We start from the raw sequence: 16,431 nt of genomic DNA, 5'->3' as shown, positions 1-16,431 counted from the left end.
ATCTAACTTACCAGGTGTTTGGGCTTAGCAGGGCAACATCATTAGTGCTTAATATGCTGACGGTCCTGCTCAGTAAGACCGGTCATTTTCATGACAGATGCCCAGTCAAAACCGCTTTCAAGCATATTGCGGGCGATTTCCAGCCGGGTATCGCGCTCAGCGATTTGCTTGCCTTTTTGTAGGCCTTTCTGCTCACCTTTTTGCTCAAGTTGTTGTGCAATGGTCATAAGTTCATTCTCATGCTGTGGCAAACGTTGGGCCAGTTCGCGAATAAAACCTTCTGCATCTGGCGGGGAAAAACTGAAATGTATACCCGCTATTCAGAGACTTCAACATTCTTCATTGACTCAGAAGCCGCAGGCATGCCCCAAATGGCTAAGAATAATTTTCTTTTCTGAAATATAGGACGCCTGTCTTCTTTAACATTATATGCTTTTAATTCTCTTTCCATGTCTTTATTTCCCATCAATAATGTTAAAAACAAGTTAAATTGCACAGCGCCCGCCTTTTATATCGCCAAATCCACAGGCATCCCTCGCTCTAAAACGGTATTTTATGAGCAGAACATGCAGCAATTTGGTTATTATTTTCTACTATCGATTTATTCACCTGTTGCTATCGTTGAGCATTGTTATTTTTTCTTCTTTAAAGAGAGCGCTGCGTTAATGGAAGAGATCGTTATTGTAGAACCGGCATTTTTCAACCAGTTTCAATGTGTGGGTAGTGCCTGCCCGGACCATTGCTGCAAAGGATGGGATATTGAGTTCGATGAACCAACGGTAAATCGATACATGCAGAGCGAAGCAATTGAAATTCGTCACATTGCAGTTGAAAATATTATTACCACTAAAGAGAGCCAGAGTCGTTGGGGAAAAATAAAATTAACAAGTAATGGTAACTGTACTTTTCTTGATGAAGATCGCTTGTGCAAAGTGCATAAGTCACTTGGGGAAAAAGCGCTCAGCACCACCTGTGCGATCTATCCACGTCTTTACGCCAGCTATAAATATGAAATCAGAAGTAACCTGACCTTATCGTGCCCGGAGGCGGCAAAAAGACTGTTAACAACGCCGGGCGCGATGCTCTACAGCGAAAAAATCAAGCCAAGTCCCGAGGCGTTGGATGCACCAGACATTAGCGAGCACGATCGTCTGCTCAATCTGATGTGCACCAACATTATGCTAACCTGCGGTTCAGACATCGAGGCGGGCTTTTACGGTATCATCTTGTTATTCTTTTATCGTGATAAACTGGCAAAAGACAATGAGCCGGAAGGAAATATTTTAAATTATTTCGAGGATATCCAGACGGCGATTCATAACGATCAAATTAGAAAAAACATTGATGAATTAAATCCGAATTATCAGCTACAATCCGAACTCCTTTCTCGACTGCAAACATACCTTGGTGAAAAAAATGAAGGTCGTGGGTGGTCCACCCTACGATTTTATTCGCAAAAACTGCATGATTTGCAAAGCAACAATTCCGCAGACACAATGCAGCGAATAAATACAATCTGGCAAGATAAAGCACGCCCCTGGTTCCAGGAACGCCCCCATCTGCTTAGTAACTATATCCAGTATCGTATGTATGAGGATTTTTTCCCACAGAAGAATGGAAGAGAGTTTTTCACCAACCTTTATTTGATGATATCGGAATGGTTATTACTAAAGTGGCTAATTGCTGCAAGTATTGCGCTGAATGATAACTTCACTGAAGATGACGTGATTAATATTGTCTATAGCTATCACAGTATCGCAAGACATGACAAAAATGCAGAGGATGCATTTTTGACTGAAATTGGCAGGATAACGTTTAACGATAATCTTTCATTGGCTTATCTGTTGAAGTGATGGTATTCCCCGAGGCGGATGATCATCCAGGCCGCAGACATCATCTTAACGACCTCTGACTAACCAGTAATAAATGTAAAAGGATTGTTGTCCTGAGTTGATTCGCTAAAATGTGGCATCTCGTCCATCAACAGGGAGTCATCCGTGGCAGATTTTGAGCGACCTAAGTCACTGACAGCGGTGGTAACCGATCACGTTCGTAAGCTGATAGTTCATGGCGATATTCCGTTGGGTGCAGCCATTAGCGAACGCACGGTTGCCGCTGAGTTGAATGTCTCAAAAACACCGGTTCGTGAAGCGCTTGCCCAACTCAGTAACGAAGGGCTTGTTACGATCAAGCCGCAATCAGGCGTGCGGGTGTTTACACTGAGCGCCAGAGAAGTCCGCGAAATCTGTGCTTTCAGACAGGTTCTTGAAACCGCGGCACTCACTCTGGCTATGCAGCAGAATGCAAAAGGGCTGGCTGATGCACTGGATGCAGTGGTGAAACAAATGGATGTCGCTCAGAGTGAGGGGGATTTTCGCCGTTATCTGGAGCTGGATAATGATTTCCACCAGCGCTTTTTTGATTTCTGTGACAACGCTTACCTGACCAACTCTTATGTGCGTTATGCAGCGAAGATTGCGGCGCTACGTACCCATCTGTCTGCAAAACCTCAGCACACATCCCTTTCTTATCAGGAACATGGTGACATTGTTGCCGCCATCAGAAATGATGCGCACGCAGAAGTTCTGACCATTCTCGAACGCCATTTAGGCCGTACCCGCGAAACCTATGAAATCGGCGTTGAAGACATTGCCGCCGCCGACGCGGCTTCCCTGACGACGTCCTCCTGATCTTCTGAGCCAGGGATACCTGGCCCATTCCTGCGTAATCACTAAAAAACCAATCCTGGTCACATTTTTTTAACTTTTCTTTGACTGGTATACCAGATCTCAGTTAGTTTTTTTCAAAACCGGCTGCTAATGCAGGTCACGAAAACTACTCAATCTGGTTAAAGGAGCGTCTGATGAGTCGAAGATTTAAGGTGGTTATTACTGATTACGATTACGGCGACATCGCCATTGAAGAAGAGATCCTCAATGCCGCAGGTGCGGATGTTATTGGTTTACAGGCGAAATCTGAGGATGACCTGGTTGAAGCTGCGCGTGATTGCGACGCCATCATGAATCAGTACGCCCGTGTCGGCGCAAAGGTGATCTCCGCCATGACACAATGCAAGGTGATTGCCCGCTACGGTGTCGGTGTCGATATTGTCGATGTGGACGCCGCCACCAATCGCAACATATTGGTAACAAATGTGCGGGATTACTGCACCGAGGAAGTCGCCGATCATGCCATCAGCATGTGGCTGGCTCTGGCCCGTAACCTGTTTGCTTACAATACCGCCACACATCAGGGCATCTGGCAGTGGCAATCCGGCGCACCTGTCTATCGCCTGCGTGGACAAACGATGGGGATTGTTTCATTTGGCCGCATTGGCCAGGCAATCGCCGAACGCGCTCGCGCCTTTGGCGTGAATGTCATCGTCTACGATCCTTACATCGATCCGGCATTAGCACAGCAACATCAGGTGAAACTGGTCAACAAAGCAACGCTCATCACACAATCCGACATTTTCATGATGCAGGTACCGATGACCACGGATACCCGTCATTTCCTTAGCGAAGCAGAATTCAAAGCCATGAAGCGTCGGGCGTTAATCATTAATACCGGACGTGGCCCCACTATCGATAATCAGGCGTTGTACCGCGCACTGCATGAAGGCTGGATCACCGGTGCAGCACTGGACGATCCCGAAGAGGAACCGGCAAAACGCGCGCAATGGAATCCTGCGGACAACCCGATTTTCTCTCTGCCAAATGTCATCGTGACACCCCATTCGGCCTACTACTCCGAAGAATCAATTCGTGCCGCACGCCAGTTGGCGGCCACTGAAGTCGCCAGCGTGCTGACAGGCAAAACACCTCGATTCCCGGTTAATGGCGAAGCCCTTGCGCTTCGCAGCAAAGGAGCAAATGACCATGCTGAAGCAATTTAATGATTTCACCCGCCAGCCAGAGCTGTTGGCTCAGTTTGACGCTTTATTGCAGAGCTATTCCATTGCTGCGGTTTTTGCCGATGTGCAGTATCGCACTGGCGTGATGGACAGCGGCATTAAACCTGCATTCCGCGCCAAAGTCTGTGGACAGGCCATTACCGTGCAGCTCTCTAAAGGCGACCTGGTTGATCCATTGAAAGCACTGGAGATGGGACAACCTGGTGATGTGATCGTGGTGGATGCCGGCGGTGACGGTAATACCTCCGTTTGCGGAGGGCTGATGGGGGGCCTGGCGCAGAATCGTGGGATTCGCGCCATGATCATTGACGGGGCCGGGCGCGACACCGATGAACTGGAAGATATTAACTGGCCAATCTGGAGCCGGGCGATCACCCCTCGCGGTACCCACACCATGTTTTCCGGGCGTAAAGAAGAACTGTCCATCAACGTTCCCATCGCGGTCGGCGGTCAGTTAGTAAAACCTGGCGATTTTATCGTGGCTGACCTGATGGGGGTGGTGGTGATCCCCCAGGAAAATGCGCAAGACGTTTTAAATCTGGCGAAAGAACAGGTTGAGCGTGAACAGGCCACGCGCGAATGGGTGAAGCAGGGCAAAACCGTTGAAGACCTGCTGGCAGAGTTTGGCCGTATCTGACCGTTTGCTCTGCACCCAGGGTGCAGAGCATGTGAACCCGGAGATAAAGATGAGCAACACTGCGGAATTTGGACTCTGTGACTGGGGCACCTCAAGCTTTCGACTGTGGCTGGTGGACGGGCAGGGCAAAACCCTGAGTGAAGTGCGTACCCACCAGGGGTTAGGCAGTATGGCCGACCGGTCGTTTTCACGCGTGCTGGAGCAGCATCTGGCGGAACTTGGCGCATCAACCGACCTGCCGGTATTGATTTGTGGGATGGCGGGCTCCCGCCAGGGCTGGCAGGACGCCGGTTACAGCACGGTCCCGCTGACGGTGAACGAGCTTCTGTTGTCACCGATCAGAATTGCTGGCGAAAGAGACATCCGCATCTTGCCAGGCGTGTGCCAACGTTCACCGGCTTACGATGTCATGCGTGGCGAGGAAACCATGTTGTTGGGTGCAGTGCGATCAGGCCAGCTTAAGAACGGATTGATCGTGATGCCCGGCACTCACAGCAAATGGGTAACGCTGGAGGATGCGGTTGTCACCGGTTTTAGCACGTTTATGACCGGGGAACTGTTCAGCCTGATGAGCACGCATTCTATCCTGCGCCACGCGGTCGCCGATGCTGTCGGTGAAATTGATGAACACTCTCCGGCGTTTATCGCGGCAGTGAAGCTGATGTTAAGTGGGGGATCACTCACTCAACAGTTGTTCACTGTTCGCTCAACCACCTTACTGAGTGACTGCACCCCGGCAGCAAGCGCCTCGCGCTTATCGGGATTGTTGATTGGTGCAGAGATAGCGGCATGCTATCAACAGACGTCGCAGCGCCATGTAATGTTAATTGCATCAGGCTCCCTCACCGCGCTTTATCGCCAGGCTTTAACGCTGGCGGGCTTTGCTGTCACCCTGGTGGATGCTGACGAAGCGGTACGCGCCGGGCTGTTCCAGAGCGCACAAACCCTGTGGCAGCGGCAGGAGGAGCAACATCATGTCTGAATTAAATTTATCAGGTGCTAAACGGGGGCTTATCGCCATACTGCGGGGTGTTAAACCCGACGAAGTGGTGGATATTGGCTATGCGTTGGTCGAGGCGGGAATCGAGATCATTGAGGTTCCCCTGAACTCCCCGCAACCGTTTGAAGCCATATCACGGCTGATAAAAACATTACCTTCGGACATTCTCATCGGTGCTGGCACGGTGCTGGACCCACATGATGTCGACCGACTGGCTGACTGTGGTGGCGGCATCGTCGTCAGTCCCAACGTCGATAAGGCCGTCATTGAGCAAACCCGTTCACGGGGCATGTTATCTCTGCCGGGCGTGTTTACAGCGACCGAGGCTTTTACGGCGATTGCCGCAGGAGCCAGCGGCCTTAAGTTCTTTCCGGCATCGGTGATGGGGGCCAGTGGTATCAATGCGCTGCGCGCAGTTCTACCTTCCGACATCCCATTGGGCGCGGTTGGCGGGATAGAGGCTGGACAGTTTATTGATTATCACCAAGCCGGTATTCATTTTTTCGGGCTTGGTAGCAATCTGTATAAAGCCGGAGATAACGCACGAACGGTTTCGCAAAGAGCAATAAATCTGGTGCACGCCTGGGACGCCATAAAAAACCAATAACTATTTTCCCGTAATAAAACGGCTACGGCATAAAGAACGTAGCCTTATTCTCTCTACCCTACAGGAGAAAATAAATGTCTGGATTTACTCTGTCAAAACAAAGCTCGACCATGAAACCTCCCGGGCGGCAACGCTGGGGAGTGCTAGGGTTACTGTGCCTGCTGGCGATCATTAATAATATTGACCGCCTGACGCTTTCTATCGCAGCGCCGGTAATGCAAACTGAAATGCATATCACCGCTACGGATATCGGCCTGCTGGGAAGCGCCTTTGCTTTAGCTTATGCATTTGGTCAATTACCTTCCGGCTGGTTTGTCGATCGTTTCAGCCCGCGTATCCTGTTGGGCGCGTCCGTGATCATCTGGAGTGCCGCGACAGTCGCGATGGGTATGTCCTATACGCTTACTGGATTTATACTGGCCCGTATCTGGCTCGGTCTGGCTGAAGCCCCCTCCTTACCAGCCACGAATAAAATTGTTACCCGCTGGTTCCCAAAAAAGGAGCAGGGCATCGCCAATGCCAGCTGGGATGCTGCACTTAAAGTAGGACCGGCCTTCTTTACCTTTTTACTGATCTGGATCGTTTCAGAAATTGGCTGGCGTGAAATGTATTTCATTGCCGGTGGGGCAGGGATTATTGCCGCAGTGATATTTTTTGCCTTCTATCGGGATATTGAGAAACATAAGTCCCTGACAAAAGAAGAACGCGAATATATTCAGCATGATGCCACCCCCATAATTACAAAAAATAATTTACCCTGGAGGGAATTATTCAAACATCAAACGATGTGGGGCATGATGGCGGGTTTCTTTTGTAATATGTGGGTTTATCAGATTTTCCTGGTCTTTATCCCACTTTATATTATTAACCAGTTTGGGATTAAATTTTCCTCTTTAGGACTGGTCGCCAGCGTCCCGTGGATTGGTGCGATCATCGGTGATCTCGTGAGCGGTGTGATTTCAGGTAAGCTCTCCGAACGTTCCGGCTGGAGCACACTTAAAGCCAAGAAGGTCACCATCATTGGTGCGCTGGTGTTACAGGCTATCGTCCTGGCGCTACTGCCATTTAATGGCATGTTCGGTGAAGGTGCAGGCCTGACTGTCGCGGTGATCTTAATGGCGTTTGCACTCGGTTTTAATGGTGGCGTAGTCGCGCATGCCTGGTCGATTCCAGCCGAAGTCACGGCCCCTGGCACCGTAGCCTCTGTCGCCGCAGTGCAGAATTTCGGTGGCTTCCTCGGTGCGACAGTTTCACCGCTGGTCGCTGGCGCGATTGTCGATGCTACTCACAGTTTTACGCTGGTGTTTCTGATTTCCGCGGTTGTCTCAGTGCTTGGCGCAGGTATTTATTTCTGGTTTGTCGGTAAGCCGGTTATCCGCGAAGAAAAATCCTCATCCCTTATGGCACAAGCTACGCAGGAGTAATCTGAGATGAAAATTACTGAAGTAGAAACCTATATCCTGAAGAGCAAACTGGATCGGCCATTTGCCTACTCACAAGGTTGGGTGCAGGGACGATCCACCGTGCTGGTACGCATTGCCACCGACGAAGGCATTGAGGGGTGGGGTGAGACGTTCAGTGTTGGCTTGCAGCCTCCTGAAATCGCTGCCGCCGCCATCAACAGCGCCCTGAAGCCATTGATCATCGGTAAAGATCCGCGCAATACAGAAGTCTTGTGGCATGACATGTATGTCAAAACGCGAGATTACGGCCGTAAGGGGGTGGTGCTGGGGGCCATCAGCGCAGTTGATATTGCGTTGTGGGACATCTGCGGTAAAGCGGCGGGAATGCCGCTATGGCAACTGCTTGGCGGCGCGTTTCGTGAGCGCGTGCAATGTTATGCGACAGGTTTTTTCCGCACGGAAGGGCGCGGCCAGACGGATGCTATGGCCAGTGAGGCGATACGCCACAGTGAGGCTGGTTTTTCCCTGATGAAGGTGAAGCTGGGCTTTGGTGTTGATGATGACGTAAAAGTGATGTCTGCGATCAGGGAAGCCGTTGGTGAACGCAGCAAATTTATGGTCGATGTTAACCACGGCTACGGTGCCAATGATGCCATTCGCCTTGGACGCGCCCTGGCCGATTACGATTTGCTGTGGATGGAAGAGCCGGTTATTCCTGAAGATTATGTTGCTTACCGCCGGGTAAGGGATGCGCTGGATATTCCCATCGCGGGTGGTGAAGCGGAGTTTTCATTGTTTGGCTTCCGTGATCTCATTGCATCTCAGGCCATTGATATTGCTCAACCGGATATCTGCCTGGCGGGTGGGGTGACTGCATTACGTCATATTAACGTGTTAGCCACGGCAGGCGGCGTTCAGGTCAACCCTCATGTCTGGGGCACTGCGGTGGGCCAATACGCTTCTTTGCATCTGATCGCGTCAACCCCGGTCACCCACTATGCGCTCTATGCCAGCCAACCGCTTTTCGAATACGACACATCATCACATCCGTTCCGCACCGCGCTGGTCGAGAATCCGCTTGAACATGAACAGGGTTGGTTAACGTTGCCGCAAGAGCCTGGGTTGGGCTTCACGATTAATCGTGAGTTTTTAAAAGAGAACGCTCTGACTGCTAACATATTCTGAAGTAACACTCCTGAAATCTGGGCAGAACAGGTAGCCTGCCCAGTTCGGGAATGTCATTAAGAAACAGTGGCTTTGAAGCCTCTTAATCGGCTCAGTTGGCACCTTTTAAAGGGGCTGGCTTATAACTTGTATTCATACGTGAAGCTGTGGAGGGCGCAACGGCCAGAGCACGGGCTAGCTCTCTGATGCCGATATCGAGATCCTCCATAATATCGGAAATAATTTCACCCGCGTGTGGGGGGTTATGCATAGTCATCAGTGATAATCCTCATAATTCAGAAGTTACGGGTAGGGAATGGTGACGCAGACTGGCCGTGATAGAGGGACAGGTAATTTAACATAACTATCATTTTGCGCACTTTTATATCTCATTGATAAGTATTTATTTTTTATCAATTGATACTTGCGTGACCGATTTGAATAACTTGTACAGCCTCTCAGCTTAGCCTTATGGCACAGACAGCTTCGCGCAAGTATCCCCGGATAAGGGTTTCATCCAAGCTGATGACAGAGTAGTCTCTTGGCCGACTCTGAATGATGCCCGCTTTGATAAGAATGACTTGCTGCTCGTTCTAACAACTAAAAATAGTGCAAACAGGACAACTATGGATTCTCCACTTATTTCACCATCAGCCATGAACAAAACTCCGTCTCTGAATCGTGCCCGGCGTGCTGCCTGGGGTAGCTTTGCCGGTGCGGTGGTTGACTGGTATGACTTCTTGCTTTACGGCATCACTGCCGCCCTGGTCTTTAACCATGAATTCTTTCCACAGATTAGCCCAGCGATGGGAACACTCGCTGCATTCGCCACCTTTGGTGTCGGCTTTCTGTTCCGGCCGTTGGGCGGGATAATCTTCGGCCATTTTGGAGATCGTCTGGGCCGTAAACGCATGTTGATGATGACGGTCTGGATGATGGGTATTTCCACCGCCCTTATCGGCCTGTTGCCCACCTTTTCCAGCATTGGCTGGTATGCACCGGTGTTGCTGGTCACATTGCGAGCCATACAGGGCTTTGCCGTTGGTGGAGAATGGGGAGGTGCAGCGTTGCTGTCAGTAGAAAGTGCACCTGAGCGGAAAAAAGCCTTTTACAGCAGTGGTGTTCAGGTCGGCTACGGCGTGGGACTTTTACTCTCCACCGGACTGGTTTCACTCATCAGTCATTTAACATCGGACCAGCAATTTCTGAGCTGGGGTTGGCGCATCCCTTTCTTATGCAGCACGATCCTTGTGCTTGCCGCGCTGTGGATACGAAAAGGCATGGAAGAATCCACTGAATTTGAGCGCCAGCAGAAAGCAGATGTATCAAAGAAATCTCGCATACCTGTCATGGAGGCGCTGGTGCGTCATCCGGGTGCGTTTTTAAAGATTATCGCACTGCGTCTGTGTGAATTACTGACAATGTATATCGTTACCGCGTTCGCACTGAGTTATTCCACACAGAATCTAGGCTTGCCACGCGAACTGTTCCTTAATATCGGTCTGCTGGTCGGTGGCCTAAGCTGTCTTACCATCCCCTGCTTTGCCCATTTAGCGGATCGCTTCGGTCGTCATCGCATTTACATCATCGGTGCGGTGATCGGTATGTTGAGTGCCTTTCCTTTCTTTATGGCACTGGAGGCAAAATCTCTCGTCTGGATAATATTCTTCTCAATTATGCTGGCGAATATTGCGCATGATATGGTCGTCTGTGTCCAGCAACCCATGTTTACTGAAATGTTTGGTGCAGGTTATCGCTACAGCGGCGCAGGGGTGGGTTATCAGGTCGCCAGCGTAGTTGGCGGTGGTTTTACGCCGTTTATTGCGGCCTCTTTAGTCACCCTGTCAGGTGGCCAATGGCATAGCGTGGCAATTTACCTTCTGGCTGGCTGCCTGCTCTCCGCAGGCACCGCGTTGTTTATGAAAAAATCTCACTAACTGCGCTTGATGAGTGGGCAGCCATCGGGCTCCCACTTTGCGCCACCGGTTTTTCAACGGGTTCCTGACTAAACTCGAAGCTGAGGGTAAAGTTGTGGTGGTGATTTTCCACCATGCCCCCTTCTTCCCTGGAACAATATGGCAATTCGTTAACGTGTTATAAACCGCACCGGCATACTGCGAATCCCGGTATGTTTATTTTAGCTCCAACGACAACTATCGACTTTTGCCAGTTCAGATATTTAAGCCCTTTCTTTTCTCTCAATCTCACAGATACAGATTCGTTAATTGATAATGACTATTATTATCAATTAATGATAAAATATTGCTCATGCCTGAGATTGCTGAATACACACATGAACGAGACAAAAATCCTAATAATCGAAGATGATATTGATATAAACCAATCACTTGCTTCGTTTCTCAAAACGCAGGGCTATCATGTGGAAACATGTCCTTCAGCTGAAGTTGGGCATGAGTGGATGAAGAAAAATAGCACTGACTTGATTCTACTTGACCTGATGTTACCTGGAGAGAACGGCTTTGAATTCTTCCGTAAAGTCCGCACCGAAGGAGGTCCAGCTGTCATCATGCTAACGGCTCTGGAAGATCCTGCTGACAATATTCTTGGTCTGGAACTTGGCGCAGACGACTACGTTACTAAACCCTTTGATTTACATGTTCTCCTCGCCAGGATTCGTTCCGTATTACGCCGATCGACTTCTCATGATGTCTCTCAACCAAAATTAACAACAGAAATGACATTTCAGTTTTCTGCATACACCTTTTACCCCTTGAGACGCTATCTTCGCGGTCCTGGGGGACTCCGCAAATCCTTGACCGCGAACGAAACAAACTTATTGGTCGTGTTGTGTCAGAACGTCAACAAATTGCTTTCTCGCGAAAATCTGCTGGAGTTAACTCGGGCGGATGACTGTTCACCATCAACACGTACCATCGACATTCTGATTAGCCGTTTAAGAAAAAAACTTGCTGATGACCAGGTAAAAGATGAGTTAATCCAGACATTCAGAAATGGTGGCTATATGTTCAGACCAGAAGTTAATACGCTGTGATGAAAAAATTCTTTTCCACTACGTTAGGCCATATTCTGATTATTATTTCATGCTCGACTGTCATTACCTTTATGGTTTTATGCACACTGCTATTCATCCCGAAAGGGCCACCCGGCCCTCCCTGGCCATGGCAAACAACATATCGTATTAGTAGTATTGTTAATATATTGCGTGAAGTTGAGCCTGCACAGCAGAATGCAATATTGCAGGCAGCACAACGAGCCGATGGGATGAAAATGCGTTGGGTAACACAACAACCTGTAAGTTGCACAACTCAGACATTCAATACCTGGGATCTGGCAAGATCACTAGCCAGTGAATTAAAAGGGGGAAACCATATTGACGTTTTTTCCTGTAACTCTCAGAACCCCCGCCAGGATATACAGGTCATCATAAATATGGGTAATGGTTATCTTGAAGTGATGGTGGATAACATTGGCAGAGAACCTACGCGATTTACCTTTCCAACCTTCTGCGCAATATTGTTTCTTCTGACGGGAATTGCGGTTATGTCAATTTGGGCAATTGGCCGAATTATTAGCCCACTGCGCGAACTCTCAATAAAAGCAGACGCATTCAGTCGCGATATGACGGTTATACCGGTGAAAGAGGAAGGCCCTCTCGAAATTCGCAGAGTCGCCCACACTTTCAATCTCATGCAGGAGCGCATCTCAAGTTACATGCAAAGCCGTAGCCATATGCTGGCAGCTATCAGTCATGATCTGCGTACTCCCCTCACCCGAATGCGACTTGGTATCGATACCTGGCCACCGGAAATTGCAAAAGAAAAACTCATCAAGGACATAGATCTGATGACCAAACTGATCGGGGCGGCTCTTTCTTTCATTCGCACGGGTTCGGATGGAGAAAAACCAGAACGGCTGGATTTGGATGCCTTACTGACAACCCTTTGCGATGAATATGAAGATGGCGGAACATGCATACAATACATTGGTACATCAACCCTGGAATTATTTTGCAAACCAGAAGCTATTCAACGGGCTATCGTCAACCTTATTGAAAATGCAGCAGCACACGCAGACCAAATAGCGATTTATACCAGGCAGGCCGGTGATCAAATCATTATTGAGATCATGGATAACGGCCCAGGCATCCCTCCCGACATGCTAGAGAAAGTCAAAGAACCATTCTTTCATCTCAATTCGGCAAGAAATGAGCGAAAAGGAAATGCCGGATTAGGTCTTTCAATCGTCAATGAAATTGTTCAATTGCATGGCGGTGTATTCGAATTGATGAACCGTAACCCTCACGGACTTAACGCGCGTGTAACCCTCCCTAAATCATTGCATGCCCGTACGGAATACGGGCACGCATCATCTTAGTTCAGGGCAATACGCACAACATCATCAGGTAGAATAGTAGGTTTATCATGAGCAGAGTCCTGCTTGACACTTACATAGAGTGCATCACCTGATGTTGATAATGCAAAACTATTAGGGTGTGCTGGAAGCCGTAAAGTTGACAGCACCTCATAGTTTCTGCCATCAATTATGCTGACAGTCCCATCGTTACGGTGGGCTGCGAAGATCTCATTACGCTGTGAATTGAAAAGAACACCGATAGACTCAGGTACATTGATCCGATGAATAACTTTACCATTGGTCGTGTCCACAACCAAAATCTCGGCTGCTTTATTATCTGACACAAATGCGCGATGCCCTTTCTTATCGAGAGAAATATTCATCAGCAAATGTTCCTGGTCATCTGCGACAATTTTCGTTCTGGAGAGGATGCTATTGTTCTGGCTGTCGATTGTGATGAACTCTCCATCACCGTTACTGGTATAAAGGCGGTGATTATCATTATCTATTGCCAATCCGGTGTTGAGTTTACCCAATCCGTGCAGTGTCTGTTTCACCACTAAACTGCCACCATCAACCACCCATAGCACACTATCTTTGCGGTTAACACCACTGACATAAACGGTATTGGTTTGTTCATCCACCGCCAGCTCTCGCGGTGCAGGTGGCCGGTTATCGTCGTGAATCTTCATCTCACCCGCAGGTTTCGTTCCACGAGCTTGCGCATTCTGACGACGCGGCTCTGTGGGTTTACCTTTCGTTTCTGCTCTTTGCATCTGCGGTACCAGGCTAACAATACCTTTGACCTTTCCTGTATCAATATCAACAGCGATAAGACATCCATCTATACTTCCACCAAAATATGCGGTGTGCGTTTTATTGTTTATTGCTGCGCCAAAAGGCTTTTTACCTGTTTCGATCGTGTGAATCACATTCAGTGTTTTGGCATCAAGTTCATATACCAGCCCCCCTTCAACATTTCTGTCCTGAGTGGTGGCAACCAAAATGGATTGATGATCATTGTTGTAGACCATTTCATATGCACCTACATCAACCGGTTTTCTTGACACCTGGATGTCTGCAAAACCCGGAGTTGCCATACTCGCCAATAATACGGCAAATAGTGTTTTTAAGGTATAGTGCCCTTTTTTCAACTTCACCATCATTAAGTCCTTAATTTTTCATCTTAGTTATTAACCGGGAGACTCTTTTCTGATTCAGGCGTATTAGATACCTGATACGCCCTGCTGTAGAATCAGAAATTGTAGGTCAGGCTAACGTTGTAACGTCTTCCATCCTGATTATCGCCATAGGTATCACTATCTATGTATTTATCAAACAGGTTTGAAACGCTGGTATTTAACTTAATCTTCGGTGTAAGTTGGAAATTAACCCCTAAATCAACAACGGTGTAGGAATAGAATCCTGCTGTTTCAGTTGACCTGGAATTCCCTGCATAGTGCTCAGACGTTTTGCCACGATAATAAACACGCAACCACGGACTGATATTCTGTGAGAAGTCATAATCCAGACGTGCACTTACCAGATGCTTAGGTTGCTGATTAAGCGGCTGGCCTGCAAACTCTCCCGACTCCTGCTTGGTTTCAGTATAGGTGTAAGAAGTATTTAGATGCAGATTAGACAGAATATCCCATGCAAATGTGGATTCAACCCCACGCATCATTGCCTTACTCACATTATAGTAAGACGAGACAAAGTCATATTTTTCGCCATTATAATCGCAGGTATAAGTTCCGGCATCTCCGGTGCATAGCGTTTCAAGTTCAATTTTGTTTCTGAACTTACTGTAGAATCCGGTGACGCCGACTTTCACTCTGCCGCTGTCCCAGTTAATTCCCAGCTCATAGTTAGTACTGGTTTCCGGCTTAAGATCAGGATTACCAATACTTACCCCATCTCGTTGACCGGAACCGGCAGAGTCAGCCCAGTTTGACGCTGACTGGCGTAAAGTGGGGTTTTTATAACCACCAGATATACCGCCCTTTAACGTCCATTGCGGGGCGATAGTCCATACGCCATAAAGTTTTGGTGTAACGTGTGAACCGTATTTTTCATTTTCATCCAGACGAAGTGACGGGATCACATCAAATGGGTCAACTACATTCCATCGGTCCTCAGCAGTCAGCGCCCAGCTATTACGGTCCAGTTTTGAAGTTGGATCACCACTCTCAACTTTAAGCACATTGTTGGCATCATGGATGGTCTCGTTCAGGAATGAACCCCCAAATGAAAACGTATGATTGTCCCCAAGATAAAGTTTCTCAAGCGTGTTTAACGTGGTGTTTCTGCCAGTGATGCTACTGCTGGAATTGGTTGAGTCCTGAATTTGAGCATAAGAATTAGTCTCAAGGATTCCATAATACCCTTTATGGCTCAGCGTATAGTTTGTTCGAGTGTAGGTATGGTTAGTCGTACCACCAGAAGTTTTCGGTGTGGCCAGTGTTTCCTGTAAAGCTCGGGTCACATCAAAGTCAAAAATATTGTCGAGATTTGGCGTCCAGGTAAATCCCACCCCTCCATTCAGAAGTTTACGTTTTGCTGCCCCACCATCATAGTCATCTTCATTTCTCTGCTGAAAAGTGCCATCGACTTTCATACTCAGCGTATCTTCAATCAATGGACCTGCTAAATGGGCGCTGGTTTGATTAATGTCACCAGAGCGGCTGTGTTCCTGGATAGTTGTTCCTGCGGTAATCGAACCGTGCCATTCTTTTCTGTTCGCTTTTTTAGTGATGATATTGATAACACCACCTATTGCATCGGAACCATAAAGGGAAGATGCAGGGCCACGGATCACCTCAATATGATCAATGGCTTCGATACCCGGCAAAAATTGATATCCCGTTGTCGTTGTTTCATCGACGGTTTCTCGCATATCAACCTTTTTTCCATCAACCAGAATCAAGGTGTAATCGCTTGCCATGCCACGCATGGTTATTTCTTCAGAGCCGACGCTTCCTGTTACAAAAACCCCTGGGACGTCTCTCAGCACATCCAGCACCGTATAATATGGCTTGGAATGTATGGTTTTATTGCTAATGACGGTGACAGAGGCGGCAGCTTTGGTCACATCCTCATCGAATCCAGATGCCGTCACGACCATTGTGTTCTGGTCTTTACCATTAAGGTTATTAGCAGTTGAATCATATGAAAAATCATCGGCATGGACATTATTCATCGTCAAAATGGACAATGTTACTGCAAGAGATAATGAAGAGAGCCGCGGCAATCCCTGTGCATACTTGATAGACATTTCTTTTTTCTCGTCGTTTAATTGAACATATTCAGAACACGGGCGTGCAACCAAATAACGCAATTAAATGCGAATGGTATCAATACGGTCATTTATTA

14 protein-coding genes and 2 pseudogenes are annotated in these 16,431 nt (G+C 48.1%); 11 read left to right on the top strand and 5 right to left on the bottom strand.

Features of this window, described 5'->3' with window-relative positions; all coding sequences use genetic code 11:
• Positions 1-41: 41 nt before the first annotated feature.
• Both L579_RS23950 and L579_RS23945 read right to left on the bottom strand, forming a co-directional pair.
• Positions 42-287: pseudogene (locus tag L579_RS23950) on the bottom strand (ISNCY family transposase); the annotation flags it as partial.
• Positions 288-316: 29 nt separating this feature from the next.
• A complete protein-coding gene (locus L579_RS23945; protein WP_036626040.1) occupies positions 317-496 on the bottom strand; it encodes a hypothetical protein in 180 nt (59 codons plus the stop codon).
• 70 nt (positions 497-566) lie between these two features.
• On the opposite strand from L579_RS23945, the gene fliB reads away from it, so the two are divergent.
• The 8 genes from fliB to L579_RS08985 all read left to right on the top strand — a co-directional run bounded on the left by fliB (position 567) and on the right by L579_RS08985 (position 8,745).
• The gene (gene fliB, locus L579_RS09020; RefSeq protein ID WP_051337955.1) at positions 567-1,853 is read left to right on the top strand and encodes a flagellin lysine-N-methylase; all 1,287 of its coding nucleotides are present in this window, start codon (positions 567-569) and stop codon (positions 1,851-1,853) included.
• Between the two features lie 144 nt (positions 1,854-1,997).
• Positions 1,998-2,690 (top strand): GntR family transcriptional regulator, encoded by a 693-nt coding sequence (locus tag L579_RS09015; RefSeq protein ID WP_021183942.1) that lies wholly within the window; start codon positions 1,998-2,000, stop codon positions 2,688-2,690.
• Between the two features lie 173 nt (positions 2,691-2,863).
• On the top strand, positions 2,864-3,895 hold the full coding sequence (locus L579_RS09010) for a C-terminal binding protein (protein ID WP_021183941.1): 1,032 nt from the start codon (positions 2,864-2,866) through the stop codon (positions 3,893-3,895).
• Positions 3,879-4,550: an RraA family protein gene (locus L579_RS09005; protein ID WP_021183940.1), complete on the top strand. Its 672-nt coding sequence runs from the start codon at positions 3,879-3,881 to the stop codon at positions 4,548-4,550. Before L579_RS09010 ends, L579_RS09005 begins: the two co-directional genes overlap by 17 nt.
• A gap of 49 nt (positions 4,551-4,599) precedes the next feature.
• On the top strand, positions 4,600-5,532 hold the full coding sequence (locus L579_RS09000) for a 2-dehydro-3-deoxygalactonokinase (protein WP_021183939.1): 933 nt from the start codon (positions 4,600-4,602) through the stop codon (positions 5,530-5,532).
• On the top strand, positions 5,525-6,157 hold the full coding sequence (locus L579_RS08995) for a 2-dehydro-3-deoxy-6-phosphogalactonate aldolase (RefSeq protein ID WP_021183938.1): 633 nt from the start codon (positions 5,525-5,527) through the stop codon (positions 6,155-6,157). The genes L579_RS09000 and L579_RS08995 overlap by 8 nt, the downstream gene beginning before the upstream one ends.
• A gap of 74 nt (positions 6,158-6,231) precedes the next feature.
• On the top strand, positions 6,232-7,581 hold the full coding sequence (locus tag L579_RS08990) for an MFS transporter (RefSeq protein WP_021183937.1): 1,350 nt from the start codon (positions 6,232-6,234) through the stop codon (positions 7,579-7,581).
• Between the two features lie 6 nt (positions 7,582-7,587).
• Positions 7,588-8,745, top strand: coding sequence for a mandelate racemase/muconate lactonizing enzyme family protein (locus tag L579_RS08985; RefSeq protein WP_021183936.1), 1,158 nt, complete (start codon positions 7,588-7,590; stop codon positions 8,743-8,745).
• A 133-nt stretch (positions 8,746-8,878) separates the two neighbouring features.
• Here L579_RS08985 and L579_RS24160 read toward each other — a convergent pair.
• A pseudogene (locus tag L579_RS24160) lies at positions 8,879-9,001 on the bottom strand (transcriptional regulator); the annotation flags it as partial.
• Between the two features lie 349 nt (positions 9,002-9,350).
• Here L579_RS24160 and shiA point away from each other — a divergent pair.
• The 3 genes from shiA to L579_RS08970 all read left to right on the top strand — a co-directional run bounded on the left by shiA (position 9,351) and on the right by L579_RS08970 (position 13,080).
• Positions 9,351-10,661: a shikimate transporter gene (gene shiA / locus L579_RS08980; RefSeq protein WP_021183935.1), complete on the top strand. Its 1,311-nt coding sequence runs from the start codon at positions 9,351-9,353 to the stop codon at positions 10,659-10,661.
• Between the two features lie 356 nt (positions 10,662-11,017).
• Positions 11,018-11,737 (top strand): response regulator transcription factor, encoded by a 720-nt coding sequence (locus L579_RS08975; protein WP_036626033.1) that lies wholly within the window; start codon positions 11,018-11,020, stop codon positions 11,735-11,737.
• Positions 11,737-13,080 (top strand): ATP-binding protein, encoded by a 1,344-nt coding sequence (locus L579_RS08970; RefSeq protein ID WP_021183932.1) that lies wholly within the window; start codon positions 11,737-11,739, stop codon positions 13,078-13,080. The genes L579_RS08975 and L579_RS08970 overlap by 1 nt, the downstream gene beginning before the upstream one ends.
• On the opposite strand, the gene L579_RS08965 is transcribed toward L579_RS08970, so the two are convergent.
• Both L579_RS08965 and L579_RS08960 read right to left on the bottom strand, forming a co-directional pair.
• Entirely contained in the window at positions 13,077-14,222 is a 1,146-nt protein-coding gene (locus L579_RS08965; protein WP_021183931.1) for a YncE family protein, read from the bottom strand. The genes L579_RS08970 and L579_RS08965 overlap by 4 nt on opposite strands.
• Positions 14,223-14,314: 92 nt before the next feature.
• On the bottom strand, positions 14,315-16,333 hold the full coding sequence (locus tag L579_RS08960; RefSeq protein WP_036626031.1) for a TonB-dependent receptor domain-containing protein: 2,019 nt from the start codon (positions 16,331-16,333) through the stop codon (positions 14,315-14,317).
• Positions 16,334-16,431: the final 98 nt, after the last annotated feature.

This window comes from Pantoea sp. AS-PWVM4, from assembly GCF_000468095.1.
Taxonomy (GTDB): domain Bacteria; phylum Pseudomonadota; class Gammaproteobacteria; order Enterobacterales; family Enterobacteriaceae; genus Pantoea; species Pantoea phytobeneficialis.
The sequence above is the reverse complement of the archived record's forward strand: the minus strand, read 5'-3'. Positions and strand labels throughout refer to the sequence as shown.